This window comes from Pseudomonas crudilactis (assembly GCF_013433315.1).
GTDB classification, from domain to species: Bacteria; Pseudomonadota; Gammaproteobacteria; order Pseudomonadales; family Pseudomonadaceae; genus Aquipseudomonas; species Aquipseudomonas crudilactis.
In genome coordinates this window covers 24,577-50,260 of sequence record NZ_WXVV01000033.1, presented here as the reverse complement: position 1 = coordinate 50,260, position 25,684 = coordinate 24,577, and the positions used below count along the sequence as shown (strand labels likewise).

Sequence of the window (25,684 nt, the reverse complement as noted above, 5' to 3'; positions counted from 1 at the left end):
GGACTCGTCACGATGCCTGCGCAGATCCCGATCCCCCGGCAATGTAAACATCATCCGCGCCCGACGCGGCGCGTTCGGCTCCGCCCACCATGGGCAACAATAGTCATCACTCATAAGGCAACGTTTGAAGAGCTTTAAAAAAATCAAGTCGCTCCTGACCGAGTTGAGGTCTTCAGAAAAACAAGGATTTTTTTGCCCTCCGGCGCAAGTCGCGTAGGCTGGCGCTTTTGCGCAAAAAATCACCCCCGCAAGGACGCACAGGACTGCCCCATGAACACCACTCAAGACTGGCTGGCTCGGTTGGCACAAAAGCAAGGACAGTCTTCCACCTATGAAGATTATCGGCGCAACGAGGCGCTGGAGATCCTCACTCGCCTCGGCAATACCGGCACATGGGCCGACGTGAGCAATCACTCCAACGGTTTTGTTCGAGAGGTTGCGGTGCGAGAACTGTGCAGACAGCCGTCCCCCGAAGCATTAGCGGTGTTGATCGAACGCCTGAACGATTGGGTCACGCAGGTGCGCGATTTGGCGGCGGCGGGCCTGCAACGCTACTTCTCGCCTGCTCATACACAGGCCTGGTTGTCCGCTCTTGAACCGGTGATGGCATTGGCAGCGCAACGCCGGGTCGACCACAGTCAGACGCTGTCGACGGTACGCAAAATGCTGCAATCGGCGGAATGCCGGGATGAGGTGTACGCCGACTTCTTGAATCGCCAGGGCAAAGCCGCGCGCTACCTGTTTACGCTTTTGCTGGAAAACCCTGAAGATCGCGAAGCCCTGCTCCGCAGCGCTTTGGCTCATCGTGAATTGACCGTACGCTTGATGGCGGTGCCGGCGAGTGCGATGTTGCCGGCGGCACAAAGTCTGCCGTTGCTCCTCGATGCGATGTCGCGCCCGGGCGGCAAAATCCGTGTGCGCGTGCTGTATGCGCTGCTGCCACTACTTGCCGATCCGAAACCGGTTCTGCGCGAAGCCTTGCTGGATGTGTCACCAGCCGTCCGCAATCTGGCGCTGTGGGCCGCACCGCGTAATGACGTTGATGCGCATGCCGTCCTCACCGAGCGCTTGAGCCAGCCTTTGCCCACGGCAAAACAACACTGGCTGGGCGTGATCGGCCTGACCACTGAACTCAATGACACGTTGCCAGAACACTGGCATACAGCCGCACTGCGCTCGGCCTTTGTCACTGTGCGACAGGCCGCAGCGCGCCTGCTTCGCGCTGATCAATTGCCTGAACTGTTCGCGGCGCTTGATGATCCGTCGGATAAAGTTTTTTCGGTGGTGATTGCGCAACTGGACAAAGTTGCCTGGTCTTTGTTGATCCGCGGATTGACAGCCAAACTTGACCAAGACTGGCATGAACTCCCGCTGACGCGTCGCAACGCCATTTTCCAACTGCTCCCGACCTGGCAACAAATCGGCTACTTTTTAGGTCGCCTCGATACAGGGCATGCGAGGCAAACCTACTGGATAGGTCAAATCGAAGGGTGGTGCGACAGGCAGTATCTGGCTGTCGATCCGGTAACGCCCAAGGCCGAGCGCGAAGCAATGCGGGAAAAGCTTCGGGAGTTGACGGCAAAGGGGCTGATCCGCTCGGGTGCTCGCTTTTCATGACCCCGCAGCCTCAACAGACAGGACTCAAGATGATCCGCCGGTCATAGACCAGTGATAGCGTTTGGTGCCGTTCCTCAAACGCCACCTCGGGCCTGACGTACATAGAAAAGCCCCTGGCACCCGATGAACCTGTGGCGCTGCTGCTTCGTCCGGTCTTCATCGGGCCAAGTTGTTTTCACCGTTACCGGTTCATTTCGGGACAACGCCTACCTTTCCTCCTTTACATGGAACGACAGTCGATCCTTGTTCTCTACCGCTGAACCTACAGCGGAGGGATTGACCATGATTGCCCCTGAAACCGGTATGAGAGCGGGTGAGCGATATCGCATAGAAAGCGTCGAGCGTGCGCCGCAATTTCCTGGATTTTTCCTCGACGGCAAGTATTACCTGGGTCCCGAGTTGCAGACGGCCGTAGGCTGGCTCGAAGGGCAGAATTTCTTGTATGACCAACTCGATCCCAATGGCGAACCGGTTTATCCAGACAGACTCGTCGGCGCAATCACTGCGCGAACACTGGAGTTGTCAGACGGCCTGCGTCTGAGCATCGAGGAAGTGCCCTTTCAGGCAGAAGCCGTTACGCCATTCCAGACGCTTGACGAAGTGACACTTGAAACCCGACCACGGGCGATATCGCAGCGGCATACAGCAGCAGGCTTGCGCCAACCGATACAACCTTCGGCGCTCCTGGTTGCAGGCGCCGCACTGCTGGTCGGGCTGTGCCTGTTGGCGATCAATCGTTCTGGCCGTCGAGTCAAATAGGCTCTGCACGATCTGGGCGGTGGCCGCTTTTCGCCACGGCCCACGATCAAAGGCTGATCACAGCGCTTGCCTCGCGCATGAAGATTTCCACGGTTTTCGGGCCAATGCCGTCGAACTCTGCCAGCCGTTTCTCGAATGCCTGGCGATCAGCGCTGGCCTCGACCATATGGCTGACCTTGCCCGCATACTCGTCGTTTACCCTGCGGGCCAAGGCGTGAAGGCGTACGGCGGTGGTCTCGTCATAACGCACGTAATGCGCCTCCCCGAGCATCGCGACCAGTTCACGATGGCTGCACGCAGCCAGTTTGCTCGGTGTATCGCGCCCGTGTTTATCAGCGATCACCCGATAGGCTTCGGCAGCGATTTCGGCCTGTATCCGCTTGCCCATCAAGAAACTGGCAAGCAGCCACTTAAACAGCGCAGCGTCATCGTTGTGCTTGAAATGAATGTTCAAATCCTCGGCGCTGATCGTCTTGTTCACCGGTTATCTCCGGGGCTGAAATCGTGGGGTATTTTCGTCCGCGTGTGTGCTTGGCAGACGCTTGATCTTTAGGCCGCCGCCGGTTCCAACCGTTCAAAGCAAAGCGTTTGTCAGCAGCCTGAAACAAACCGCGAAAATCCTTTGAATTTTTTGGGTTGGCAAAACTCATTTGCGTATGAGCGTAAGGAGGAACTCATGAGCAACGTCGACATCTTCGTCATCGAATACAAACTGCACGGCCAGCCAAAATCATTCGTCATCCGCGCCAAGACCATGCGCAACGCTGACGCATGGCATTGGGCGAGTTGCGACGCCGGCATTGCACCCATTCCCAAACCCGGCAAGCCACCGTTGAAAGTCATCTCCAAACCCCAGGCCGAGCGGTTCGGCATCACCGAGGTGAAATGGCGCGAAACGGCAACGGTGGACTGGATGGAGGCTTGATCATGCTCAAACAGATCGGCACCACACCCATCCGCCGCGACCATCGCGCGAGTTGTCATTGCGGCGCCGTGATCCTCGAAATCCACCTGCCCGACGGCCTGCCCACGCCCCATCGCTGCGACTGCTCGTTCTGCAAACGCCGAGGCGCGATCGTCGCGGCAGTGCCGGCGGCTGACCTGAAAGTGATTCGAGGAAAATCCGCATTGTTGAAGTACAGTTTTGGCCAGCAGGTGGCCGAGCATTTTTTCTGCGGTAACTGCGGCATCTACACCCATCACCGACGCAGCACCAACCCGCAGGAGTTTGGTTTCAATGTCGGGTGTCTTGAAGGGGTTAATCCTTATGATTTGGGTGAGGTGCCGGTGGCGGATGGTGCGGCTTGGCAGTCGCCTTAGCTGGCGAGCGCATCAAGGCTCGCCAGCGGTTCAATGAGCAAGATCAGCATTGCCGAAAGCGACCTGCCTTATTGCACCTTAAGCTCAAGCAACTCACCGCCCTCCTTGCTCAGACGCTCCAGATAAGCACCGGCCTCCAGCAACTGATAAGGAAAGTACAGGCCTGCTGGCGTCGGCGCTCGACCGTCGAGCCCAAGCAATCGCTCCAGCAGCATGGCGACGCTCAGCCCCGTAAGTGCAGCGGCGCCTGCCGGGTGAACGAGGGCATGCCGGGTGTGCAACGGTCGCCCTTGATGATCCTCGCCGATCATTTCGATGAGGATCTCGGTCGACATCGGCCCGCCCGCGCGCCGCGATGAACTCACCCCGCTGGCGAGATTGAACTGAACATTCGGTGCATCGGTGGCGGCCGCCAGACCAGTGACGTCGATGGACGAGAAACCGCTGGCTTGCATCGGCGTACCGTCCAGCGCACGGAAGCTGACATTCTTGTCCTCCCCTTCGCGCCAGACGTAATCGCCCTCGCGCCGAGTCAGGGCGGCAGGCAGCATTTTGTTCAGGTGCTCGAAATCCTTGGCCACGGTCGGCCCGCCACCGTCCTCCTCGTCGACCAACGCATCAATGCGGATATCGCGCACCCGCGAAAACGACTCGGCAAGGTGCAGCGCCGCCACCGTCGTTGCACCCACCATCCATTCGTAACCCAGCACGATTGGCGCCGCGTCAGGGCGATGGATGAAACTGGCAATTTGCGGCGCAATCTCGAAAATGCCGGACGAAATACTCAGATGCGGCACCTTGCGCTGCTGCGCGAAACGCAGCCCGGCCAGGGAATGATCCATGTAGAAAACCGCCACGGCGCTGACCGGCCGATCGCCCAACCCCAAGTCGTCGGCAGCAGGATCAATGACCACGCCCTGCGCCCCGCCCATTTCCTCGGCAGCTTGTTGCGCCTTGGCCAGGTCGCGGCCGCCGATCAACAATGGGACGTCGGGATAGGCAGCACGCAACGCTTCGGCAGAACGGTGGCCGATGGCGCCGGAGCCGCCCAGAAACAAAATCGGATGAACTGACATGGGTATCCTTCCTCGTCTTTTTTGGGTTGCAACTTAGTGTTGGTGCGTGCCTAGGCGCGAGGGTTCCAGGCCATTGCCTGAGCTGGAGGGCCGGCCGACGAATGTCATTTTGAACGGCGTGTTGATGAGGCGTGTTTAGTAGTTTTTTGTGGTTGTTTAAAAGACACGCCGCGTTACCTGCTTAAGGCTACAACGTCTTGCGCCGTTGCCTACGACTACGCCAGAATCCGCCGGCTTGTGCGTCTGGGGCGCGGGTTTTATCGTTTCCGGGTCACTGAAAAACAGTGATGGGGTTTGGTAGCCCGTTTCCATATGACGCATAACGTCACCGTGCGCAGATGCTTTTTCAGCATTTGTCTTATGGTGGCCATGCGCAGGGCGTCCTCGGGCGCGCCGGATTTTCCATATGGGCCGGTCTACCAACCTTCGTATGGCCACCACCTTTCGTTTGGTAGCGAAGGTGATGGCTCCTTAAGTCCCATATGGAGCTTCATCTATGTTCAAACCAACGCCGAATCCACCCGAAACCGATCCAGTCTCACCCTACAAATTCCCAGACTCCCGAACACTCAACGACGCAGCCGAGAGCGCCCTCGATTACTACCTCACGCCAACCCAACGCATCATGGGCAGCGACCAGAAACACGCGCCCATGTTTCTGGCCAACGCCGACTACGACAGCGAGTCCCTGCTCGTTAACGCCAGCGAGTCCCTCAGCTCAGCCACCGAAATGCTCTGCAACTTCGCCGCCCTCCTGGACCCAGGCCACCGCAAACCGCACTGGGGATTGCGCAAGTGGTGATGCTGGGGGAGTTGGCGGTGAATCGAGCGCTGGATAATGTTGCGCCGGTTGATTGAGGCGTGTTCCCTTTGTGGCGGTGGTGTGGCTGTTGTCACAAAGGGATCAAGATTGCATTGGGCGTCTGCTTTCGGCCAGAAGCGATCGGACTGCCTGATAAATAAATCTGTCCCCATTCCACCCGGCGATGAGTTCCCCTTCCTTGAACCATGAAGGCAATGTGATAGCATGCGCTCGCCCCCGGAGAGGGGGAATTTTTCTACATCCCGCAAGGAATATGCCCCGTGAAAGACTTCGTCATCAGCGTAAACAACACCGTCCTCTATCTCTCCCTGGCGTTCATCTGGCTGGTCGCTATCGTCGCGATTTTCACCAGCGGGTTCCTCCCGGCGCTGGGTATCTTCGTGGCCGGCACCCTGTGCTGGTGCATCATTTCCGGCTTCTGGTTCGTCCAGTCGGCGACCTACGAAGAACTGCGCAAGCTAAACGCAAACAAAGGCTGAAACGTCAGGGCGGAGCAGTAAGTGCCCCGCCCTACCCTGAGCGCTTGGTTCCGTGCCGAGCGCTCTCGCCCGCTTTGAATGGCTCGCATAAATCCCGCATTCTCCGAAATCCTGAAATTCCCGCCATTGCTTTTCTGCCAATAAAAGCCCAGTACTATCTTTCAAGAAATATCCCCGTCCCTTGTTCTCATCCCCTGAGTGACGAACTAAAGGTGGTTTGGTTTGGGACATTTTCTGAATATGCCATAGCTGACCGACATCAGAGCTGCACTCTCATGGCATCTCAACGATTTACCGGTCGAATACGACTACGTAGAACAAAAAGAAGAAATGGGACAGATTTATTCTCTGAAAATAAATCTGTCCCTTTTTTACTGATCGGCAGCAGGATCAATGACCACGCCCTGCGCCCCGCCCATTTCTTCTGCGGCTTGCTGAGCCTTGGCCAGGTCACGGCCGCCGATCAGTAAAGGTACGTCGGGATGGGCGGCGCGCAAGGCTTTGGCAGAACGGTGGCCGATGGCGCCGGAGCCGCCCAGGAACAGAATTGGATGAACTGACATAGGTATCCCTCCTCGTCTTTTTGGGTTGCAACTTAGTGTTGGTGCGTGCCTTGGCGTGAGGGTTCCAAGCCATTGGCTGAGCTGGAGGATGGACCGACGAATATCAGTTTGAACGGCGTGTTGATGAGGCGTGTTTAGGCGTTTTTCGTGGTTGTTTAAAAGACACGTCGCGTTACCTGCTTAAGGCTACAACGTCTTGCGCCGTTGCCTACGACTACGCCAGAATCCGCCGGCTTGTGCGCTTCAAGGGCCACCGGTAACTTGGTTCGCATCACTGATTCCCAGTGATCGGGTTTAGTAGCCCGTGGTAAATGAAAGTGCACAAGCGTCCATCAAAAGGTATTCACGTACCTGCACTCGATGGCGGCTGTGCGTAGGGCGCCCTCGGGCGCGCCGGCTTTCTTCTTTTCCCCGGTCTACTAACCTGCGTACAGCTGCCACCCCCTGTTTAGTAGCTCGGTGCGGCGGCCACATAACAGGAAAAAGAAGAACATGTTCAAGATCACGCCGAACCCGCCGGAAACAGATCCGGCCTCCCCGTATGAATCCCCCAACTCCAAGAAATTCCACGAAGCCGCCGAGCACGCCCTCGATTATTACCTCAGGCCAACCCAACGCATCATGGGCAGCGACCAGAAACACGCGCCCATGTTTCTGGCCAACGCCGACTACGACAGCGAATCCCTACTCGTCAACGCCAGCGAGTCCCTTAGTTCAGCCACCGAAATGCTCTGCAACTTCGCCGCCCTCCTGGACCCAGGCCACCGCAAAACTGCGCTGGGGATTGCGCAAGTGGTGATGCTGGGGGAATTGGCGGTGAATCGAGCGCTGGATAATGTTGTGCCGGTGGATTGAGGGGTAATCCTTTTGTGGCGGTGATCAGGTTGCTGTCACAAAGGGATCAAGGTTGTATTTTGTGTCTGCTTTCGGCCAGGAGCGGACGGTCGCGACTGACCGCTTTCAACCCAAACCCTCCTATTGCCAGCGACGACTACGGGCTGGCACCATCCATTGCCGACTGCCGACTGCCGACTGCCGACTTGCAGCCCAAGCTGATAAAAGCCGTGTAAAATCAAACCATGACAATAGTGAGTGCATCTTGAACTGCATAGATGCTTCAAATCAGGGAAGAAACAGTGAATAATATTTATAAGCTTTATGCCTCGCTCAAAAAAACACGCGGTCTTGACGGAGAAGTAAATCTCACGCTGAATGTCGAGATGAGGTCTGCGCCAAAGTTTCTATCTGAATTTGCAGGTGGCTTTGGAGAGATATATGACGGCTACTCAATAACCACAAGAAAGTTTAAAATATTTTTAGATCAGGACGAACGGCGACTTAAGTTGACTTTCAGCGACGGATCCAGTGAAACTCTTAACCCTCATTTTGAGCGAATACTCAACCCTATCGATCCTTTAAATCAACTTCAAATGGTTCAGCTCAGGACTGACCAAATTTTGCTCCTGAGCCAAGAGGATGAGTATCTTTCTAAAGAATACATAATTACTGGAAGTAATTGGTTGAGTCGTAAATCTGAACCGCATTTGGTTAAAAATCACCAAGCTTCCAGGTGACCACGTGTAATTTGGTCGCAGACTGCTTTGAATTTTTCCTCGCTTGATCATTGGCCCTAAGGAGACTTATTTTCTGCCATGCAGTACGAACAGATTACGTCATTGGAGGAGTTCCTTTCTCAAGTTGAAGTTCACCTTTTGGAGCCTGAGCAGAGAGTACGCGTGTTGTTCCCACCGGCTGCAACGACCCCTTGGGACGGCGATGCGCTTGCCCGCGCGAATAGGTCGCTATTGGAAAGCGTTTCAGGATCCGCAAATCTGTACGCCATTTTTACTAGTAAAGACGATACATCAGAAAGCGCACTCAGATATCTCGGAAAAACAACTAAGAAACTGGCACGACAACGCGTGACGAACCATCTCTTCCGAAAGCACGAGAAGACTGGATCGAAGTTGGCTAGCATCATGGCACATGCCTGCGGCGGAGGAGCGGTAGAGATTGCTTGGATAGAGGTACACCCTGAGTCGCTTAGAAATTACCTTGAGGAAGAACTAATACTTCGACACCCGGGAGCCGACTGGAACAGGGAAAATAGAGTTAAGATTAAATCTTCGTTCGAAGCTCTTGATCTTGCTCTGAAGGATACAGTTGTCTGAAATATGAGATTTTATTGGGGGGCTGGGAAGAAAGGCCGCTTCTGGCCGAGAGTCGCCAGTCACCAGTCGCGAACTGGTAACAGTCGGCCATGAGCAATCACTCAATAATCAGCGTCGCGTTCTAAAAGATTTGCCGAACGTTTAAGCGAAATCCTGCGTGACAAGTAGAGAAGTCAAGCCCTAAAAAGTACGCACTAAAGCGAAAGGTCGAATTGGTAAACGGACACTTATCGACCTTTCGTGGGAGCTCTGCGAAGCTGGCCATTTTGAGTTATTCTTAAATCTTATATGGCTCGTATGAATCTAGATCTACCTCTTTAAAATTTTTTCTAATAAAGTCGATTAGCCCTGCATGCTCCGCTATAAACTCGTGATTTCTGGTATTTATTTTTTTTGATAACTTGACCACTTCAGCATACGGCAGATGCCTCTTTTCCATATGCAAGTCCCCTCTATCATTCGCCTGGCTGAAATGAGCTTGGTGACGGCCGTCAACTTTGGTAAATCCAGCAATTAGACTCCAAAGTGCATAGTAGCTTTTAATGAAGCTGTCAAAGCGGGTCTGAAGGCCAGAGTCATTCAATGGGTACAGGTGAGGATTGTCGATAAGTAAAGCATCAAAAGTGTCCCCAACTGCGCATAAATTCAAACTTACCGATATAGGCAGCCCATCGGTAAAATAACGAAGACGGGTAAATGGGACAAAACGCATGAATAAACTAAGAAAATCCACGTCATTCTGCCTTTCTCTTGGTGACTCGAAAACAGATGCCGCGACCCTCTCATGCTCCGACTTAATTCTGTTAAGCTCATTAACTGGATAACGCTGAGGATTTTGATCTACTTCTGTGTGATGATTTGCACAAAGCAAAATTAAATTCTCATATGAGTTCCTGCCATGCGATAACTCCTCACCACCTCGCGTGCCATTTGTGCTTTTAGCTATGATGTGTGCCATCTCTCCAATATGAACATCGTTGAGAAACACATTAAGTTTGCAAATACTGCATCTGCCTGCTGCAAGTCCGTATAGCTTTTTAATTTCAGAATTTGTAATGGTCACAGTCACTCCCGGATGATAACTATAATTAAGTAAAATACAAATGACAATATTATTCTACTTGTTCCATATTAGTCACTTTACCCATGCAGGCTCCTTGTAAGAAAATAGTGTGATGCGGGCAATATCTTGAACTTAGGCAAGGGAAACGGCAGATAGTCAAGTTACCGAGATTACTAAGTTGTAAGGTGTGTGTCTATTGGATTTGTCAGGTGCAACAGCTGCACCTGTGAATGGCAGCTCTTGGCCGAAAGCGGACATTCACGACGATCCGCTTCTGGCCAAAAACAGTCGAAAGCATTCATCGAATGTCACGATTGTGGCTACCTTTGACAAGATCAAATGACCAAGCGCAATGAGAAAAACCCAATGCAGCACGAAGCACAGCTAAAAACCCTGCTCACTCAGGATCCTGTAAGGATGAAAATCCTGCGCATAGCTCGCGATCTGAACTTGCCGGACTGCTGGATTGGCGCCGGCTTCGTGCGCAGCCTGGTGTGGGATCATCTGCATCAGCGCCAGTCTTCAGCGCTGCGCGCAGATATCGATATCATCTGGTTCGACCCGGCACGTGCCAGTGCGCAAGTAGATTCGGCACTGGAAAGCATACTCTCTAGCCTCTGTAGCGAATTGAACTGGTCTGTAAAAAATCAGGCTCGAATGCACTTGCGCAACGCCGATGCTCCCTATCGCTCCGCTGCCGATGCAATGACCTATTGGCCCGAAACCGCAACCGCCGTCGCTGTCAGACTTGATCATCACGATGAGATAGAGGTTTTGGCGCCGTTCGGGCTGGAAGATCTGTTCTCGCGGGTGGTGCGGCCAACAGAGCGATTCAGAATCGAAAAACAAGCCATGTTTCTGGACCGCATTCGAGCCTCAGCGTGGCGTGAGACTTGGCCCGACTTGATATTTGTCACGGAGCGGTGAGTTCACACTCTCGCCGGTTCTTGCCAGGTACGGCCATTCGCAGACAGCAACTTCTAAGGCTATGATCGCAACATTCCAGCCTTTCCCGAACCCAACCCCATGCCCACCTCAAAAACCCGCCCTACCGCCGCCCCGCTCCTCAATCCCGGCGAATCCGTGGTCCTGTTCGATGGCGTCTGCAAACTCTGCAACGGCTGGGCGCGCTTTCTGATCCGCCACGACCACCAACACCGCGTACGCCTCGCCTCCGTGCAATCGCCCGAAGGCCAAGCACTTCTGGCATGGGCCGGCCTCCCCATCGATCAATTCGACACCATGGCCGTCATCCGCGACCACCATTACTGGGAACGCTCAGACGCCTTCTTCGAAGTCATCAGCCAACTCCCGACCCGCTGGCAACCGTTGCAGTTGCTGCGCGTTTTCCCCCGCAGCCTGCGCGACTGGGCCTACGACCGTATCGCGCTAAACCGCTATCGCCTGTTCGGTAAATACGACACCTGCCTGCTCCCCACCCCAGATCACGAACAGCGCTTCCTGAAAGCCACCGCAGCTACACCAGAAAGCTGAACAACTGCACCGGCGTCATCTTCGTGACCATCATCAGCACGATGACAAACATTCCGGCAAAACCCATCACGCCCATCCAGAACCATTTCCGGTACACGGCTTGATACTGCTCATCAAGCGCCGCCCCCACTTCGCTCGCATTCGCCGCCATCACGCACAGCCGCTTCTGCAACAGCAGGACCGGCAACCACAGCGAGCCGACGCAGAAGAAGATGAGCAACGAGGTCAGCACCCACTCGGTACTCATGCTCAGCCCCGACAGGCGCATCAGCAGATAACCGGTGATGATCTGCACGAAACCGGCCGGCGTGGTGATCCACGTGTCGAAGCCGACTACCATGCGCGCCACGTGGGCAATCACTTGCGGGTTGCGCGTGCGGCTGGCGGCGATCAGGTAGAGGTAGGAGCCCATGCCGAAACCGAACAGGAAGATCGCGGCGATGATGTGCAGGTACTTCAGGCACAGGTAGAGCATGTCAGCGCTGCCCGTCCGAGAAGTTCACGACCAAGCTCAGGTTGGCCGGGTCGTTGATGGCGGCCATGTATTCGGCGACGCTGATTTCGCCCACGCACGGTCGGGCGCCGGCGGCCGGTACGAAGCCCGAAGCCATTTTTGTCACCAGTGCCACGGCGGCGCAGCTGGGGATTTCCGGGCCTTTATCGTTCAGGGCGGTGAGTTGCGCGGTCATCGACAGCGGTTTGCCGTCAACCCCAAGGCCCCGAACGTCGATGTACATCGCGCTTTTGCCATCGCCGAAACGCTCGAAGCGCAGGCCCAGGCGATGCAGTCTGCCGGCCCACAGGGCATGGTCGCGAACAAGTCCGACTTTCAGTGCCTGCGCCAGCAAGCCGTTGGCGATGCCGCCGAGTTTCAGCCCTGCGCCGGCCTTGAACTTCAGGGTCTGCGCGCCATAACGGCTGGCGAAAATGTCCATGTCCGGGACATCAACGTTAGCCAGCAGCCTGGTACCCATCTGCGGCATTTTGCGCAAGGTCAGGTCCAGCCAGCCGGACACTTCATGCACCTTGCCGTTCTTCAGCTGTTTGATCGGCTTGCCGGCATAGGCGAGTACGCCTTCGATGGTCGACAGCCCCGGCATTTTCGCCGATGAGGAAATGCCGTGTTCGATCGAGTCGATGCGCGAAAAGCGCTGGCGCTGTTCATCGATGATTGCCGACGACAGCGTTGGCACCGAACTGCAACCGCTGAGGATCGCCACGCCAGCCTGTTTCGCCCGCGCATCGAGCACGTCGATGCCGTTGACGAAAGTTCGGCAGTCAGCCAGATCGCAGTAGTTCACGCCCGCGTCGATGCAGCTCTCGGCGACGGCATAGGATTGCCCCTGAAACGGCCCGCCGGTGTGGACGACCAACTGAATGTTCAGCGCATTCAGTGCGGATTTGAACTCGCTACCCATGGCATCGCCGCACCAGCCTGCGCAGACGTTGGCCGAATGACGGTTGAGCTCATCAAGTTTGCTTTGCAACTTGCGCGAATTGCGGCCCGACAGCACCAGTTCCACATCCGCCATCAACGCCAGATGCCGGCAGACGATGCTGCCGAAATTTCCGTAACCACCGACCACCATCACCCTGAACGGCATGCAATTCTTCCCTAAGTCATTCCATCACACAGGCGTGCAGGATATAGGGCCGAACGTCAGCAAGCCATTCAGATCCGTTGCTCGCCACCCATTTGCGCTACTACCGGGTACGCAGCGGTGAAACGCGCGGTTCCGGTTTTGGGGCTTGATCCATCCATCACACACATTGATCTGCAGCAATATCGGTAAGCCGCTGCCGTCGTAATCTGTCTTTGCTGAAATCAGCCGTGCTGTGCGCACGTCACAGGCCTGTGGCCAAGGTGGCGACAAATGAATAAAAAACGCATCGTCTGGGGGAGCATTCTCCTGGGGCTTCCGTGTGTCTTGCTGCCAGTGATTCTGATGGGCTACCTCGCCTGGATGCTCAATCTGGCGTCTGCTCAGCAGCGTCTGGAAACCCTTGCTGCCGTGGCCTCCAGCCGCGCCAACGGCACGTTCAATGAAGCCGCCGGGGCACTGAAAGCCATCGCCGGTTCCGAGCTGGCACCGTGCACGCCTGAGAGCATCGATGAGATGCGCCTGCTGACCATCAACACGTTAACAGTGAAGTCCGTCGGCTATGTCGAGCAAGAAATCTACGCATGCGGTTCATGGGGCTTAGTCGGCCATCACGTGACGCCATGGCGCGAAGACTTCACCACCGCCGACGGTGTGCGCATATCTCTCGATGTGCAGTCGCGCATCGTCCCTGCCAAACCGATGATGGCGCTGCAATACGCGGCCTTCAATGTGCTGGTCGACCCCGCGCAATTTCTCCATGTGATGCTGGACGAAGACTTGCACCTGGCAGTCGGCACCGCTGCCGGGGATCTGGTCGGCGTCTCACGCCCGGGCGCCGAACATTTTTTGACACGCGTGCATTCCGGGCCCGCCTCGGGTCTGCAGGACGGTTATCTCTACACCCTAGTGCACAGCGGCGATTGGGTCGCCATCGCAGCTCTGTCGCGCCGGGATCTGCTGCAAGGCCTGATCCGCATGGAGATGTTGCTGCTGCCGATCGGCGGGTTGCTGGCCGGCATCCTGGCGCTGCTGATCATCAGGCGCACCCGTCAATGCCTGTCGCCGCTGGCCGAACTGCAGCAAGCCGTGCGCAATCGTGAGTTCGTCGTTCATTACCAGCCGATCATGGATTTGAGCGAAGGGACATGCATCGGCGCCGAGGCACTGGTGCGCTGGCAACGTCCGGACGGCAGGCTGGTGCGACCCGACGCGTTCATTCCGATGGCCGAACACAGCGGCCTGATCCTGCCAATCACCGATCAAGTGATCGAGTGTGTGATGCGCGATCTCGGCCCGCTGCTGGTCGAACAGCGCGATTTGCACGTGGCGATCAATCTCGCCGCCGAGGACGTTTGCAGTGGCCGTTTTCTGCCCAAGCTGGAAGCTGCGTTGAGCCAGACCGGCGTGCGTGCGCATCAAATCTGGCTGGAAGCCACCGAACGCGGTTTTGTCGAAATCGACTCTGCCCGCAACACCGTCGATCAGGCCCGCGCACTGGGTTATCTGGCCGCCATCGACGATTTCGGCACCGGTTTCTCCAGCCTTCAACACTTGCAGCAATTACCGCTGGATGTACTGAAGATCGACAAGTCGTTCGTCGACACCATCGACAAGGCCCCTGACGCCGGTTCGGTGATCAACCACATCATCGAAATGGCCAAGAGCATGCGCCTGCAGATTGTCGCCGAAGGCATCGAAACCCCGGCGCAGCTGGATTACCTGCGCGATCACGGTGTGCATTTCGGTCAGGGCTGGTTGTTTGCCAAACCGATGCCGGCCGAAGAGTTTCAACGGTTCTATCAAGAGCAGGCGAGCGTTGTGATCGATCATGATGCGCAGGAGCCCGTGCTCCAGTAGGTGTACGGTTCCCTGCCACCCTACCGTTTGGACAAACGAAACACCGTCATCGGCCATTGCACCCGCGGCGTGCCGTCATTGAACAGACCGACGCGATCCATTTGCGCAGCGGGCAGCCAGAGTGTGCCGTCGCGATCAAGAAACGGCGCATCGACCCAATGCAAGCTTGCGCACCCGGCCAGCACGACTGCAAGCATCAGCCCATATAACGGGGCGCGTGCGACTTTTACAGGCGTGACGCCGAATTCGACCAATGTACCGAACGACATGGATCTGCCTCTGATGTGGGTTGATGAAAGAAGCGACACACGACGTGTAGGCTCAGCAGTTCCAAGGAGCTTCGGCATCGGCGTCGATGGCGTATTTCACCCGAGCCTGGGCATGTGCCTGCGGATCGACCGAAGCAAGCGCCGCCAAAACGATGTGATAGCGATCCACCTCAAAGAAGCTGCGCAACTCCGCGCGTGTGTCGCTGCGTCCAAATCCGTCGGTGCCCAGGCAGATGCACGGCGCCTGTAAATACGGCACCACCAATTGTGCATAGGCGCGCACGTAATCACTGGCCGCCACGACTGGCGCGTGACCGGGCAGACAATGCAGCAGGTGACTCTGGCACTCGACATCGCCGCCGAACACTTGCTGACGCTGCACCTCGCGGGCATCCCGGGCGAGTTCGGAGAAGCTGGTCACGCTCCACACTTCGTTGCTGACTTGCCACTCTTGATCCAGCATGTGCGCAGCAGCAATCACCTCGCGCAGAATCGCTCCCGAACCCAGTAAACGAACCGCCGGTACCTCCTCGCCATAGCGGGCATAGAGGCGCATGCCGCGAATCACGTCCGCGTATTGCTCTGGCTCGAGTGAGGCCTGAACGTAGTTCTCGTTGGTTACCGTCAGGTAATAGAACTCATCCTCTTGCTGCTCAAGCATGCGCCGGGCGCCATGGTCGATGATCACCGCCGCCTCGCTGGCAAATGCCGGGTCGTAGGCGCGGCAGTTAGGCACAGTGGCTGCCATCAACTGACTGGAACCGTCCTGATGCTGCAGTCCTTCACCGGCCAGCGTTGTGCGCCCCGATGTGGCGCCGATCAAAAAGCCTCTGGCGCGCTGGTCGGCCGCTGCCCAGATCAGATCGCCAATGCGCTGAAAGCCGAACATCGAGTAGTAGATGTAGAACGGCAGCATCGGCTCGCCATTGACGCTGTAGGACGTGGCCGCAGCGATCCAAGAAGAAATCGCACCGGCTTCGGTGATGCCTTCTTCGAGCAGTTGCCCGTCGGTTGACTCCTTGTAATAGAGCAGCGCGCCGGCATCTTCTGGCTCGTACAACTGGCCGACGGATGAATAAATCCCGATCTGCCGGAACAGATTCGCCATGCCGAATGTGCGCGCTTCATCGGCGACAATCGGCACAATGCGCGGCCCCAATTGTTTGTCCTTGATCAGATGGGTGAACAGTCGCACCACCGCCATGGTCGTCGAGTTTTCACGCTCATCGGCCTTCAGCGCAAAACCGCCATAGCTGTCGAGCGGTGGCACTGCTATTGGTGCAGCCACACCGTTGCGCTTGGGCAGGTAACCGCCGAGTGCCCGTCGCTGCTGATGCAGATATCGCAGCTCGGGACTGTCGTCGGCCGGTTTGTAGAAGCGCATTTCTGCCACGGCCTCATCATCCAGCGGCAAGGCGAAACGATCACGGAAGGCCTTGAGCATCTCGATATCGAGTTTTTTCTGCTGGTGCGAGGTGTTGCGCGATTCGCCGATCTGGCCCATGCCGAAACCTTTCTTGGTTTTGGCGAGCACCACGGTCGGTCTGCCCTTGTGCTTGCGCGCGGCCTCGAACGCGGCATGCAGCTTGCGAAAGTCGTGACCGCCGCGGCGCAACGCATCGATCTGCTCCGGACTCATGTCTGCAACCAACGCCTGCAACTGTGGGTCCTGGTCGAAGAAATGGCTGCGGTTATACGCGCCGTCATTGGCCCCCAGATTCTGGTACTCGCCATCCACCATCCCGGCGAAGTGGCGTAACAGTGCATGGCCGTTATCGCGGGCAAACAATGGGTCCCAGTCCGAACCCCACAACACCTTGATCACATTCCAACCGGCGCCGCTGAACAGTGACTCCAGTTCCTGAACGATTTGCCCGTTGCCGCGTACGGGTCCGTCGAGGCGCTGCAGATTGCAGTTGATCACGAAGGTGACGTTGTCGAGACTCTCCCGCGCTGCCAGCGAAAGCGCCGCGATGGACTCAGGCTCGTCCATCTCGCCATCACCAAAAACGCCCCAGACATGCCGCCCCTCCGTCGAGGCGATCCCACGATGCTGCAAATACCGCAGGAACCGTGCCTGGTAAATCGCATTGATCGGACCAATCCCCATTGATCCCGTGGGAAATTGCCAGAAGTCGGGCATCAGCCAGGGATGCGGATAGGAACACAATCCGCCGCCCTTCACTTCTTGCCGGTAACGCTCCAGTTGTGACGTCTGCAAACGCCCTTCAAGAAAGGCCCGCGCGTACACCCCGGGAGCAGAGTGCGCCTGGAAGTAAACCAGATCACCCCGCCCGGCTTCGCTGTCCGCACGGAAAAAGTGATTGAAGCCGACCTCGAAAATTTCCGCCGCCGAGGCGTAACTGGCGATGTGACCGCCCAATTCGCCATAGGCCTTGTTCGCCTTCGCCACCATGGCCAAGGCGTTCCAGCGAATGATCGAGGTGATGCGCTCCTCCATCACCAGATCCCCGGGATAAACCGGCTGCTGTTCGAGCGCGATGGTGTTCTGGTACAGCGAATACGCTCTCGCCGTCGTTTGCACGCCGAGACGGCTGGCCTGCTCGGCCAGGCGCAGCAGCAAGAACCGCACGCGCGGTCTGCCGCCGACTTTCGCGACACCTGCCAGGGCTTCCAGCCACTCGTTGGTTTCAATGGCATCGATGTCTTCGTGAACCGGCGTTCCGTGGGTTGGCCGTTGCGCGGTATCTTTCATGGCAGAACACCCTGACAGGTTGAATGGACGACTGGATCAGTTCGAGACGTGCTCAAGAAATATCAGTTGCAGCGGCTCCTCCAGCAGCTCATCCGCCGCGGCGGCAAAGCGCTTGAAGTAAGGCATGGCGAAATGTGCATCCAGTGCCGCCTGATCCCTGAAGGCCTCACGCATGTAGAACGTGCCGCGCTGGTCGCGCAGTTCAAACAACACATAGTCGAGATTGCCCGGCTCTGCGCGTGTCGGTTCAACCAGCGCCAGCAAGCCTTGTTTCAAGGCCTGTTCCTGGCCTGACCTGGCCTTGAGCACGGCAATCGAGATCAATGTTTCTGTGGACTGGCTCATCTTCAATACTCCTGGGACCGGGTGCATTCAGAGAAAGGTAAACAGCGACTGTGACGGCAAGCGGGACTTGGGCAGGCCTGCGTTGAAGTCTTCGCTGCTGTGATAGCCCAGGCTCACCACGACCAGACTGGTGAAGCCCTGTTCGCGCAGGCCCAGTTCACTGTCGAGGACTTTGCTGTCGAAACCTTCCATCGGCGTCGCGTCGATACCCAGCGAGGCGGCACCCAGCAGCAATGTGCCCAGCGCGAGATAGGTCTGTTTTTCCATCCAGTGCTGCAGGTCTTTCTGATCGAAGCGATGCAGATCGACAAAACCGCGCCGTCCACGCTCCTGCCCTGCTCGCGCCTCGGCATTGTGAAAACGCCCGTCCATGGCTTCCTGAGCCAGCAACGCTTGCAGGTATTCCTCCGGCAGATGCGTGCGAGTGCAAAAGACGATGACGTGCGACGCGTTGAGTATTTTTGGCTGATTGAAGCTGAACGGTCCCTGGGTACTGTGGGCGATTCGCGCCCGGCTCTGATCACTCTCGGCAACCACGAAATGCCAAGGCTGGGAGTTGACCGACGACGGGCTGTTGCGCAGTTGTTCCAGCAGCAACTCCAGTGTGTGCCTGGGAATCTTGCGGTCGGCATCGAAAACTTTTGTGGTGAATCGGCGCTTGGCCAGAGAAACGAGATCCATGATTGAACTCCTGATCTGAAAAGTGAAAACGCAGAACTCAATGCAGCGTGAAAATCAGCGCGTTGGCGCCGGCGCTGCGTCGATCTTCAGGCGCATCAGGCTGTAAGGTTTTTGCCGCTGATCCTGCCCGGAACGGAATGCCGCCTGGCGATGCAACTGGTTGGCGATGAAATACAGATAGCCATCGGGGCCAATGGACAATGTGTCTGGCCAGAGCAGACGCGGGTCGTGGACCAGCGTTTGCCATTGGCCGTCCGGCAGGCGTTTGCGGATCGCGTTGTGCTCGTAATCGCCGGCATAGATGGCGCCGGCGGCGTCAGCCTCCAGACCATCGGACGCGCCCTTCTCCCCCAGATCCTGCACGGCAGCCGTCAGTTGCTGTTCACTGAAGTTGGCATCACGCAGCAACGCGGTGGCCACCGAATACAGGTGCCGACTCGACAGCGGTGTGAAATACAGCGTCTTGCCGTCCGCCGACAGCGCGATGCCGTCCGAGGCCACGCCCAGCGGTTTGCGCTTGCCGTCCGGACTTTCAACGGTGAGTGGCAGGCCTTCAACCACCGGGACAAACGTCGGGTCGACCGAGGTTGCCGGCACACCGCTCAAACGGCGCATGGCACTGCCGCTGGCGATGTCCATGACGATGATCGCGCCCGGCCCGCGCAGGGACGAGTCAGTGAGATAGACCGTCCCCTCGGGGCCTGTGCGAAAGTCGAAACGCATGTCGTTGACGTAGGTGCTCGGCAACATGACGTTGTCCGGGAACACCAGACGCTTGACGATCTGGTTGGTGACCAGGTCCACCGCGATCAGCTTCGCGCCTTTGGGTTTTGGGTCGGCGAAGCCCGGCGCGGCGGTATCGAGCAACCAGACACGGCCCCGCCCGTCGGCCACCACGCTCTGTACGCTGATCAGACCATCACTGGGATCGTTGAGGTTTTCCTGGTTGATCGCCGCGTTCGGGTAAGCCACGACTTTGCCGTCGCGGATCTCGCCCACGGTGAACGGCACGTTGTCGCCCCAACGCGGGAAGTTGACGAAGATTCGCCCGGTTTCGGTGACGGTCACGCCGGTGGGCATCGCGTCATAGAACGCATGGACCTGTTCGAGCTTGCCGAACGATCGGTCGGCGGGGGCATTGGCCGGCAACGCGACGGCGCTGATTGCATGGGCGAACGGCGCTGCCATGACCATGGCCAATGCAGCAGAAAGCTTTTTCATACGCATGAGCTGCTCCTGACCGGCCCGCGTACAGGCCCGTCTGAATGAATGAAATCAGAAACCTTCGAGCACCAGTTTGCCTCGGGCCTTGCCGCTCTCGACCAAGGCATGGGCACGGCGCATGTTGGCCGCGTTGATCGCGCCAAAATGTTCACCGACAGTCGTTTTCAAAATGCCTTGGTCAATCAGATCGCTGACGCGATTGAGCAGGTGATGCTGCTCGATCATGTCCGGGGTTTCGTACAGCGAACGGGTGAACATCAGCTCCCAGTGCAGCGACAGCGACTTGCGCTTGAGCGGCATCACGTCGAGGCATTCAGGATCGTCGATCACGCCCAGACGCCCTTGTGGTCGAAGCACTTCGATCAACTGCGCAAAATGCTGCTCGGTATGGGTCAGGCTGGCGACATGGCTGACCTCGTCGATGCCCAGTGCCTGCAACTGTGCGAGCAGCGGCTTGCTGTGATCGATGACGTGATGCGCGCCCAACTGCCGGACCCAGTCAGCCGTTTCCTGCCGCGAGGCGGTACCGATGACGGTCAGCTGCGTCAATTGTCGGGCCAGTTGCACCAGCATCGAACCGACGCCGCCCGCTGCACCCGTGATCAACAGGCACTTGCCCTGCCCTGAACCTTCGCTGACACCGAGACGGTCGAACAACAACTCCCAGGCGGTGATCGACGTCAACGGCAATGCCGCCGCATCCGCCGCACTTAACGAACGCGGTTTGTGCCCGACGATTCGCTCGTCCACCAAGTGAAATTCGCTATAACTGCCGGTGCGGGCAAGGGAGCCTGCGTAGAACACTTCGTCGCCAGGCTGAAACAGCGTCACTTCAGCCCCGATCTCGCGGACGATGCCGGCGGCATCCCAGCCGAGGATTTTCGGTTCTTTGGTGAAAGTGCCGGCGCGCACTTTGGTATCGACCGGATTGACCGACACCGCACGAACTTCTACGAGCAAATCCCGTGGGCCGGGAGTCGGCACCGGCAGGTCGATGTCCTGCAACGATTGCGGATCTTCAATGGGCAAAGCGTGTTGGGTGAAGGTGATGGCTTTCATGGAAACTCGCTGTCTGAAGAGCTGATGTGCTCACTTGCCGCCATCTTCGACTTCCCAGACACAAAGAAAAACCAGCAGAATGGGCCAACACTTTCACTGCAGGAGTGAAAATGATCCGCATTGATGATCTTGGTTTGTTCACCCGCAGCGCCGCGCTGGGCAGCTTCACCGCTGCCGCCCTCGAGGCCGATTTATTGCCCGGTCAGGTTGCCGCGGCGATCAAGCGTCTGGAGCGTGAACTCGACGTGCGCCTGTTTGCGCGCACCACCCGCAGCCTGCGATTAACCGCCGAGGGCGAGCAATACTTGCCCACCGCCCACTCGGTGCTGGAGGCGCTCAAGCAAGGCCAGGAAAACCTGCGCGGTGAAAACGCCACGTTGCGCGGTGTGCTGCAAGTGACGGCGCCGTCAGATCTGGGGCGCAACATTTTGCTGCCGTGGCTTACGCTGTTTCGCCGCCAGCACCCGGAGCTGACCTTGCGATTTTCTCTGTCGGACCAGATCGCAGACTTGTTTCGCGACCCGGTAGACGTGGCGATTCGATACGGCTCGAATGAGGATGCCAACTACGTGGCGCTGCCGTTGGCACCGTGGAACCGGCGGGTGCTGGTCGCCGCACCGGAATACGTGGAGCGCCACGGATACCCGCAAACACCGGACGATCTGCACAACCACCCTTGCCTGCTCTACCAGCAAGGTGGCCGGGTCTACGACAAGTGGAGCCTGGGCAGTGAAACGATCCAGGTCTCGGGACCGATGTTCAGCGACGACGCCGACGTCGTGCGCCGCTGGGCGTTGAGCGGCGAAGGCATCGCCAACAAATCCTGGCTGGACGTCAGTGCAGACGTGATCGCAGGGCGACTGATCGTGCTGCTGAAGGATTTCCCCGGCAATGCCTCACCGTTGAGTCTGGTGTGCCCGCATCGCAAGCAGATCAGCCCGGCGGTGTCTCAGCTTTATACGTGGTTGAGTGGCCAGTTTGCCGCTCTGGAACGCATCCAATAGCCCCCCCGTTGCTTGCCACATTGACGAACCGCCCGTCGGATGTTCAGATGCCGCCCTGTTTCAGGTGTCCCATGCCGCCGTGCATGGGGTGAAACGGGAAACCGGTACGTTCTTTTCGAACAAGTCCGGTGCTGCCCCCGCAACGGTATGCGCGTGATGCTTTCGACAGACCACTGTGGCCACTCGGCCATGGGAAGGTGAAAGCCTCGATACGCGCGAGCCCGGAGACCGGCCTGAAATGCTGTTTGGCAAAATCCTGCGGTGGGCGGGCATGGGCCGGTATTGGCTGTGCGCGATGCCTTCTCCTGCATGCTCTTCTGCGAAGATCCTTTTCGAGAAGACAATGATTCGACCTTTCAACACTTGTGCTCCAACCCTGTTCCTTGGCTGCCTGTTCAGCCCGCTGCTACTGGCCGACGACACGCCGCTGGAACTCAATCAGCAAATCGTTTCTGCACCGTCAGTGGAATCGACCACTGTCGCCGACATGGCCAGGTTCGGCAGCAAGGTCGAGATCGTCAGCCGCGAGCAGATCGAGCGCGCCGGTCCGAGCGCCGATGTCAGCCGTGTCATGCAGATGTTCATTCCCGGCCTGTACGTCGCGCCGAAAAACGGTCCGTTCGACTACGGCACTTATTCGCTGCTCGGCGGGCGCAACGACGACACGCTGATCCTGCTCGACGGTGTGCGACTGAACAATCGCCTGTACGGCGGCCTGTATCTGGACACCCTGCCGGCCAACGCCATCGAACGCATCGAAGTGCTCAAAGGTGGCCAGAGCCTGTTGTTCGGCACCCAAGCGGTGTCGGGGGTGATCAACATCGTCACCCGCAGCCCGCAGAGCCGCAAAGCCTCCGGCGAAGTGAACCTGGGCGTGGATAGCTTTGGCGGCACCAGCGAAGACGCTCGGGTCGAGAATATCTTCAGCAACGGTTTCGGCGATCTCGGCTTGCTGGCGTACGTCAGCCACAACGTCTCCGACGGTTACCAGCCGTATCGCAACCGTGACATGAAAAACGTCAGCGAGAAGAACCGTGCCTACGAAGTCACCACCTTCGGCGGCAAGGCCATTCAGTCGTTCGGCGATGATTCGCGGCTGGAACTGTTCTACCAATACGCCGACGCCAACCTCGATTTCGCCCGCCCGGTCGACAATCACACGACCACCAACGACCGCGTGCAGCAGATCGCCACCGCGACGTTCGAGCAAAACATCAACGAGCGCCTGAGCTACTTCGTCAAAGGCCATGTCAACGACTGGGACACGCGCTACACGCGGGTCAACAACGTCGCCGGTGGCGGCACCAAAGTCATCAATCACAACGACTATTGGGGCTTCACCGATTGGGGTGTGCAGGCCGAAGGCAAGGCTGAATTGCCCGGCGGCCATGTGCTGGTGTTTGGCACCGACAATCAATGGTTCAAGGGCCAGGACGATGTACTGATCATCGATAACGACAAGGCCGAAGCCCATGCGTTCTACACGCAACTGCGCCCGCAGATCGACGCTCTGCCCGACTGGCATCCAAGCATCGGTGTGCGCCACGAAGCCATGAGCGGCGGCGACGGTGCCACCGTTGGCATGCTCACTTCGCTGTATGACCTCAACGACAATTGGTCGGTGCGCGGCCAATACGGCAGCGCTTACAAACTGCCGAACGCCGAGCAACTGTTCGTCAATGAACCGGGCGACGAGATCGGCAATCGCAATCTGAAACCGGAAAAAAGCCGCAACGCGGAATTGGGTGTCGACTACAAAGGCTTTCTGCTGGATCGCGAATTCAGCGCCAGCGTGACCCTGTTCAAACGCAAGATCGACGACCTGATCACCCTCGACGGCATTCAGTGGGTCAACGGTGAAGGCCTGGTGCGCATGCGCGGTTTCGAGGCTGACGCGAAACTGGCGCTCAACGATCAGTGGAGCCTGCAAGCGGACATGACCCGCAACCTCACCGAATCGCGCACGGGGGCGACCATCAATGACATCCCGAGCTTCTTCGCCCGTTCACGCATGGGTTATGAATCGGAAAATCGCCTGTGGGGTGCCGGCGGCGCGATCCGCTACATACGCGACATCACCAGTTCGAAACAGGTTGAATACGGCAACTATTCGGTGGTCGACGCCGACGCTTATCGCTACCTCGACAACGCCCACCAACACCGCGTGAGCCTGCTGATGGAAAACCTGTTCGACCGCGATTACGTCACCAGCCGTTCGAGCAATGTCGACAACCTCGGCCGTCCGTTCACCTCCGAAGTGCGCTACACGTACCGCTTCTGATGAGTGAGATCAAAACCGTCGACGGTGTCGACACGCACCCGGACTGGTCGCACGTGCCTGAGCATGCGCGCCATGTGTTCATCTGCACCGGCCCGCGCTGTACTCAGCGCGGTGCCCAACAGTTATGGAAAACCTTGCGCCGGCACCTGCTGGAGCACGATCGCATCGAAACCCCCGGCGGCGTGTTGCTGACCCGCACGCACTGCCAGTTTCCGTGCAATCTGGGGCCGATTCTGACGGTGTATCCGGAGCGCTGCTGGTATGGCGTGCACAGCAAGGCAGATGTGCAGCGATTGGTCGACGGGCATCTGGTTGGCGGTGAAGTGGTCGAGGATTTGCTGATCAAGGCGCGCACATGAGGAAGCTCTGGTGTGGGCTCGGCGCCCTGCTCTGCTCGTCAGCGCTGCTGGCTGACAGCTTCAGCAATTGCGGCGAAGACTGGCACCTTGCGCCAACATCGCCCGCGCGGATTGTTGCGCTCAACCAGCATGCGGCCGATATCGTGCTGGCCTTGGGTGCGGGGCCATCGTTGGTCGGCGTGGCCTATCTGGATGACACCGCAGCCGGGCAGCGGCCCTCGGAGTATTTCGGCGTGCCGGTGATCGCACGGCAGTACCCGTCCAGCGAGGTGTTGTACGCACTGAAACCGGATCTGGTGATCGGTGGTTTTGCCACGGCGTTCGGCGACGGGGTGACCTCGCGCTCGGGGCTGGCGCGCAATGGCGTGGGATCGTATCTGCTGGAATCCGCCTGCAACGGGCACTCGCTGGATTATTTCGCGCATGTACGCAATGACTTGCTGACGCTGGGCAAGCTGCTGCACCAGCAGCAAAAAGCCCAAGCATTGATCGACTCCATGGAAAAGGACATTGCCAGCACCAAAGCCTTGGCCGGTGCGGGTAAACCACTGTCGGTGTTCTATCTCGACAGCGAGGTCAAAGGCCTCGACAGTGAAGGTCGACGCGGCTTTGTCACTCCGCTGCTGGCGGCTGCCGGGGCACGCAATGTGTTCGCCGACATTGATCTTTATCGGGTGACCGTCAACAGCGAAACCCTGCTGGCCAGCGACCCCGACGTGATCCTGCTGGCCGACGCCGAATGGTCGCCGGCCAGTCGCAAACGCTATCTGTTGACCCGCGACCCGGTGCTCTCGCAACTGCGCGCCGTGCGCGAAAATCGCCTGATCGACATTCCCTTCACCCATCTGCTGCCAACCCTCAACAGCGGTCGAGTGGCGCTGGACCTGGCCCGCCAGATCAATGCGTTGAACAAAAAATAA

The 25,684-nt window shown here is 57.8% G+C and carries 27 protein-coding genes, 1 pseudogene and 1 riboswitch; of the genes and pseudogenes, 16 read left to right on the top strand and 12 right to left on the bottom strand.

Going from position 1 to position 25,684, the window contains the following annotated elements; translation table 11 throughout:
- Positions 1 to 270: 270 nt before the first annotated feature.
- Together GTU76_RS27660 and GTU76_RS27655 are read left to right on the top strand one after the other, a co-directional pair.
- A complete protein-coding gene (locus GTU76_RS27660) occupies positions 271 to 1,617 on the top strand; it encodes a HEAT repeat domain-containing protein (RefSeq protein WP_180700051.1) in 1,347 nt (448 codons plus the stop codon).
- Positions 1,618 to 1,899: 282 nt separating this feature from the next.
- Positions 1,900 to 2,376 (top strand): hypothetical protein, encoded by a 477-nt coding sequence (locus GTU76_RS27655; RefSeq protein ID WP_016984869.1) that lies wholly within the window; start codon positions 1,900 to 1,902, stop codon positions 2,374 to 2,376.
- A 46-nt stretch (positions 2,377 to 2,422) separates the two neighbouring features.
- Here GTU76_RS27655 and GTU76_RS27650 read toward each other — a convergent pair whose 3' ends face one another.
- Positions 2,423 to 2,857 carry an HhH-GDP family DNA glycosylase gene (locus tag GTU76_RS27650; RefSeq protein ID WP_016984868.1) on the bottom strand — a complete coding sequence of 145 codons (435 nt, stop codon included), beginning with the start codon at positions 2,855 to 2,857 and terminating at the stop codon, positions 2,423 to 2,425.
- A 195-nt stretch (positions 2,858 to 3,052) separates the two neighbouring features.
- Between GTU76_RS27650 and GTU76_RS27645 the strand changes: the two genes are divergently transcribed.
- The gene (locus GTU76_RS27645) at positions 3,053 to 3,301 is read left to right on the top strand and encodes a DUF6555 family protein (protein WP_016984867.1); all 249 of its coding nucleotides are present in this window, start codon (positions 3,053 to 3,055) and stop codon (positions 3,299 to 3,301) included.
- A gap of 2 nt (positions 3,302 to 3,303) precedes the next feature.
- A complete protein-coding gene (locus GTU76_RS27640) occupies positions 3,304 to 3,696 on the top strand; it encodes a GFA family protein (protein WP_016984866.1) in 393 nt (130 codons plus the stop codon).
- A gap of 68 nt (positions 3,697 to 3,764) precedes the next feature.
- On the opposite strand, the gene GTU76_RS27635 is transcribed toward GTU76_RS27640, so the two are convergent.
- Positions 3,765 to 4,772: a Rossmann-fold NAD(P)-binding domain-containing protein gene (locus GTU76_RS27635; protein WP_016984865.1), complete on the bottom strand. Its 1,008-nt coding sequence runs from the start codon at positions 4,770 to 4,772 to the stop codon at positions 3,765 to 3,767.
- Positions 4,773 to 5,268: 496 nt separating this feature from the next.
- Between GTU76_RS27635 and GTU76_RS27630 the strand changes: the two are divergent.
- Positions 5,269 to 5,630 (top strand): annotated as a pseudogene (locus GTU76_RS27630) (DUF6124 family protein).
- Positions 5,631 to 5,855: 225 nt separating this feature from the next.
- A complete protein-coding gene (locus GTU76_RS27625) occupies positions 5,856 to 6,074 on the top strand; it encodes a hypothetical protein (RefSeq protein WP_007916145.1) in 219 nt (72 codons plus the stop codon).
- A gap of 371 nt (positions 6,075 to 6,445) precedes the next feature.
- On the opposite strand, the gene GTU76_RS27620 is transcribed toward GTU76_RS27625, so the two are convergent.
- A complete protein-coding gene (locus GTU76_RS27620) occupies positions 6,446 to 6,637 on the bottom strand; it encodes a Rossmann-fold NAD(P)-binding domain-containing protein (protein ID WP_246376159.1) in 192 nt (63 codons plus the stop codon).
- Positions 6,638 to 7,129: 492 nt separating this feature from the next.
- Here GTU76_RS27620 and GTU76_RS27615 point away from each other — a divergent pair, with 492 nt between their 5' ends.
- The 3 genes from GTU76_RS27615 to GTU76_RS27605 all read left to right on the top strand — a co-directional run bounded on the left by GTU76_RS27615 (position 7,130) and on the right by GTU76_RS27605 (position 8,808).
- A complete protein-coding gene (locus GTU76_RS27615; RefSeq protein WP_180700050.1) occupies positions 7,130 to 7,492 on the top strand; it encodes a DUF6124 family protein in 363 nt (120 codons plus the stop codon).
- 281 nt (positions 7,493 to 7,773) lie between these two features.
- Positions 7,774 to 8,211 (top strand): hypothetical protein, encoded by a 438-nt coding sequence (locus GTU76_RS27610; protein WP_180700049.1) that lies wholly within the window; start codon positions 7,774 to 7,776, stop codon positions 8,209 to 8,211.
- Between the two features lie 78 nt (positions 8,212 to 8,289).
- Positions 8,290 to 8,808, top strand: coding sequence for a hypothetical protein (locus GTU76_RS27605; protein WP_150729054.1), 519 nt, complete (start codon positions 8,290 to 8,292; stop codon positions 8,806 to 8,808).
- A gap of 277 nt (positions 8,809 to 9,085) precedes the next feature.
- Here GTU76_RS27605 and GTU76_RS27600 read toward each other — a convergent pair whose 3' ends face one another.
- Positions 9,086 to 9,871, bottom strand: coding sequence for an HNH endonuclease signature motif containing protein (locus GTU76_RS27600; RefSeq protein ID WP_150729055.1), 786 nt, complete (start codon positions 9,869 to 9,871; stop codon positions 9,086 to 9,088).
- A gap of 366 nt (positions 9,872 to 10,237) precedes the next feature.
- On the opposite strand from GTU76_RS27600, the gene GTU76_RS27595 reads away from it, so the two are divergent.
- Complete coding sequence (locus GTU76_RS27595; protein WP_180700068.1) at positions 10,238 to 10,798, top strand: nucleotidyltransferase family protein; 561 nt, start codon at positions 10,238 to 10,240, stop codon at positions 10,796 to 10,798.
- Between the two features lie 99 nt (positions 10,799 to 10,897).
- The gene (locus GTU76_RS27590) at positions 10,898 to 11,365 is read left to right on the top strand and encodes a thiol-disulfide oxidoreductase DCC family protein (RefSeq protein ID WP_150729056.1); all 468 of its coding nucleotides are present in this window, start codon (positions 10,898 to 10,900) and stop codon (positions 11,363 to 11,365) included.
- Here the strand turns inward: GTU76_RS27590 and GTU76_RS27585 are convergent.
- Together GTU76_RS27585 and GTU76_RS27580 are read right to left on the bottom strand one after the other, a co-directional pair.
- Positions 11,349 to 11,840: a DUF2269 family protein gene (locus tag GTU76_RS27585; RefSeq protein WP_150707913.1), complete on the bottom strand. Its 492-nt coding sequence runs from the start codon at positions 11,838 to 11,840 to the stop codon at positions 11,349 to 11,351. The two genes, GTU76_RS27590 and GTU76_RS27585, sit on opposite strands and share 17 nt — an antisense overlap.
- Position 11,841: 1 nt before the next feature.
- Complete coding sequence (locus tag GTU76_RS27580; protein ID WP_150729058.1) at positions 11,842 to 12,969, bottom strand: saccharopine dehydrogenase family protein; 1,128 nt, start codon at positions 12,967 to 12,969, stop codon at positions 11,842 to 11,844.
- Between the two features lie 270 nt (positions 12,970 to 13,239).
- On the opposite strand from GTU76_RS27580, the gene GTU76_RS27575 reads away from it, so the two are divergent.
- Positions 13,240 to 14,826, top strand: coding sequence for an EAL domain-containing protein (locus GTU76_RS27575; protein ID WP_180700047.1), 1,587 nt, complete (start codon positions 13,240 to 13,242; stop codon positions 14,824 to 14,826).
- Between the two features lie 20 nt (positions 14,827 to 14,846).
- Here GTU76_RS27575 and GTU76_RS27570 read toward each other — a convergent pair whose 3' ends face one another.
- The 6 genes from GTU76_RS27570 to GTU76_RS27545 are packed head-to-tail and all read right to left on the bottom strand — an operon-like array spanning position 14,847 to position 21,120.
- Positions 14,847 to 15,095 (bottom strand): hypothetical protein, encoded by a 249-nt coding sequence (locus tag GTU76_RS27570; protein WP_095118545.1) that lies wholly within the window; start codon positions 15,093 to 15,095, stop codon positions 14,847 to 14,849.
- Between the two features lie 52 nt (positions 15,096 to 15,147).
- Complete coding sequence (mdeB, locus tag GTU76_RS27565) at positions 15,148 to 17,811, bottom strand: alpha-ketoglutarate dehydrogenase (RefSeq protein ID WP_180700046.1); 2,664 nt, start codon at positions 17,809 to 17,811, stop codon at positions 15,148 to 15,150.
- A gap of 36 nt (positions 17,812 to 17,847) precedes the next feature.
- Positions 17,848 to 18,156 (bottom strand): putative quinol monooxygenase, encoded by a 309-nt coding sequence (locus GTU76_RS27560; protein ID WP_180700045.1) that lies wholly within the window; start codon positions 18,154 to 18,156, stop codon positions 17,848 to 17,850.
- A gap of 27 nt (positions 18,157 to 18,183) precedes the next feature.
- Entirely contained in the window at positions 18,184 to 18,837 is a 654-nt protein-coding gene (nfsB, locus tag GTU76_RS27555) for an oxygen-insensitive NAD(P)H nitroreductase (protein WP_095049900.1), read from the bottom strand.
- A gap of 54 nt (positions 18,838 to 18,891) precedes the next feature.
- On the bottom strand, positions 18,892 to 20,064 hold the full coding sequence (locus GTU76_RS27550) for an L-dopachrome tautomerase-related protein (RefSeq protein WP_180700044.1): 1,173 nt from the start codon (positions 20,062 to 20,064) through the stop codon (positions 18,892 to 18,894).
- Positions 20,065 to 20,112: 48 nt separating this feature from the next.
- On the bottom strand, positions 20,113 to 21,120 hold the full coding sequence (locus GTU76_RS27545; RefSeq protein ID WP_180700043.1) for a zinc-binding alcohol dehydrogenase family protein: 1,008 nt from the start codon (positions 21,118 to 21,120) through the stop codon (positions 20,113 to 20,115).
- A gap of 110 nt (positions 21,121 to 21,230) precedes the next feature.
- Between GTU76_RS27545 and GTU76_RS27540 the strand changes: the two genes are divergently transcribed.
- The 4 genes from GTU76_RS27540 (at position 21,231) to GTU76_RS27525 (ending at position 25,684) form a co-directional block, all read left to right on the top strand.
- On the top strand, positions 21,231 to 22,124 hold the full coding sequence (locus GTU76_RS27540; protein ID WP_180700042.1) for a LysR family transcriptional regulator: 894 nt from the start codon (positions 21,231 to 21,233) through the stop codon (positions 22,122 to 22,124).
- Positions 22,125 to 22,169: 45 nt separating this feature from the next.
- Positions 22,170 to 22,375: riboswitch (cobalamin riboswitch) on the top strand.
- 92 nt (positions 22,376 to 22,467) lie between these two features.
- Positions 22,468 to 24,405, top strand: a complete 1,938-nt coding sequence (locus GTU76_RS27535) for a TonB-dependent receptor plug domain-containing protein (protein ID WP_180700041.1) — start codon at positions 22,468 to 22,470, stop codon at positions 24,403 to 24,405.
- Entirely contained in the window at positions 24,405 to 24,764 is a 360-nt protein-coding gene (locus GTU76_RS27530) for a (2Fe-2S) ferredoxin domain-containing protein (protein WP_175554110.1), read from the top strand. Before GTU76_RS27535 ends, GTU76_RS27530 begins: the two co-directional genes overlap by 1 nt.
- Entirely contained in the window at positions 24,761 to 25,684 is a 924-nt protein-coding gene (locus GTU76_RS27525) for an ABC transporter substrate-binding protein (protein ID WP_180700040.1), read from the top strand. The genes GTU76_RS27530 and GTU76_RS27525 overlap by 4 nt, the downstream gene beginning before the upstream one ends.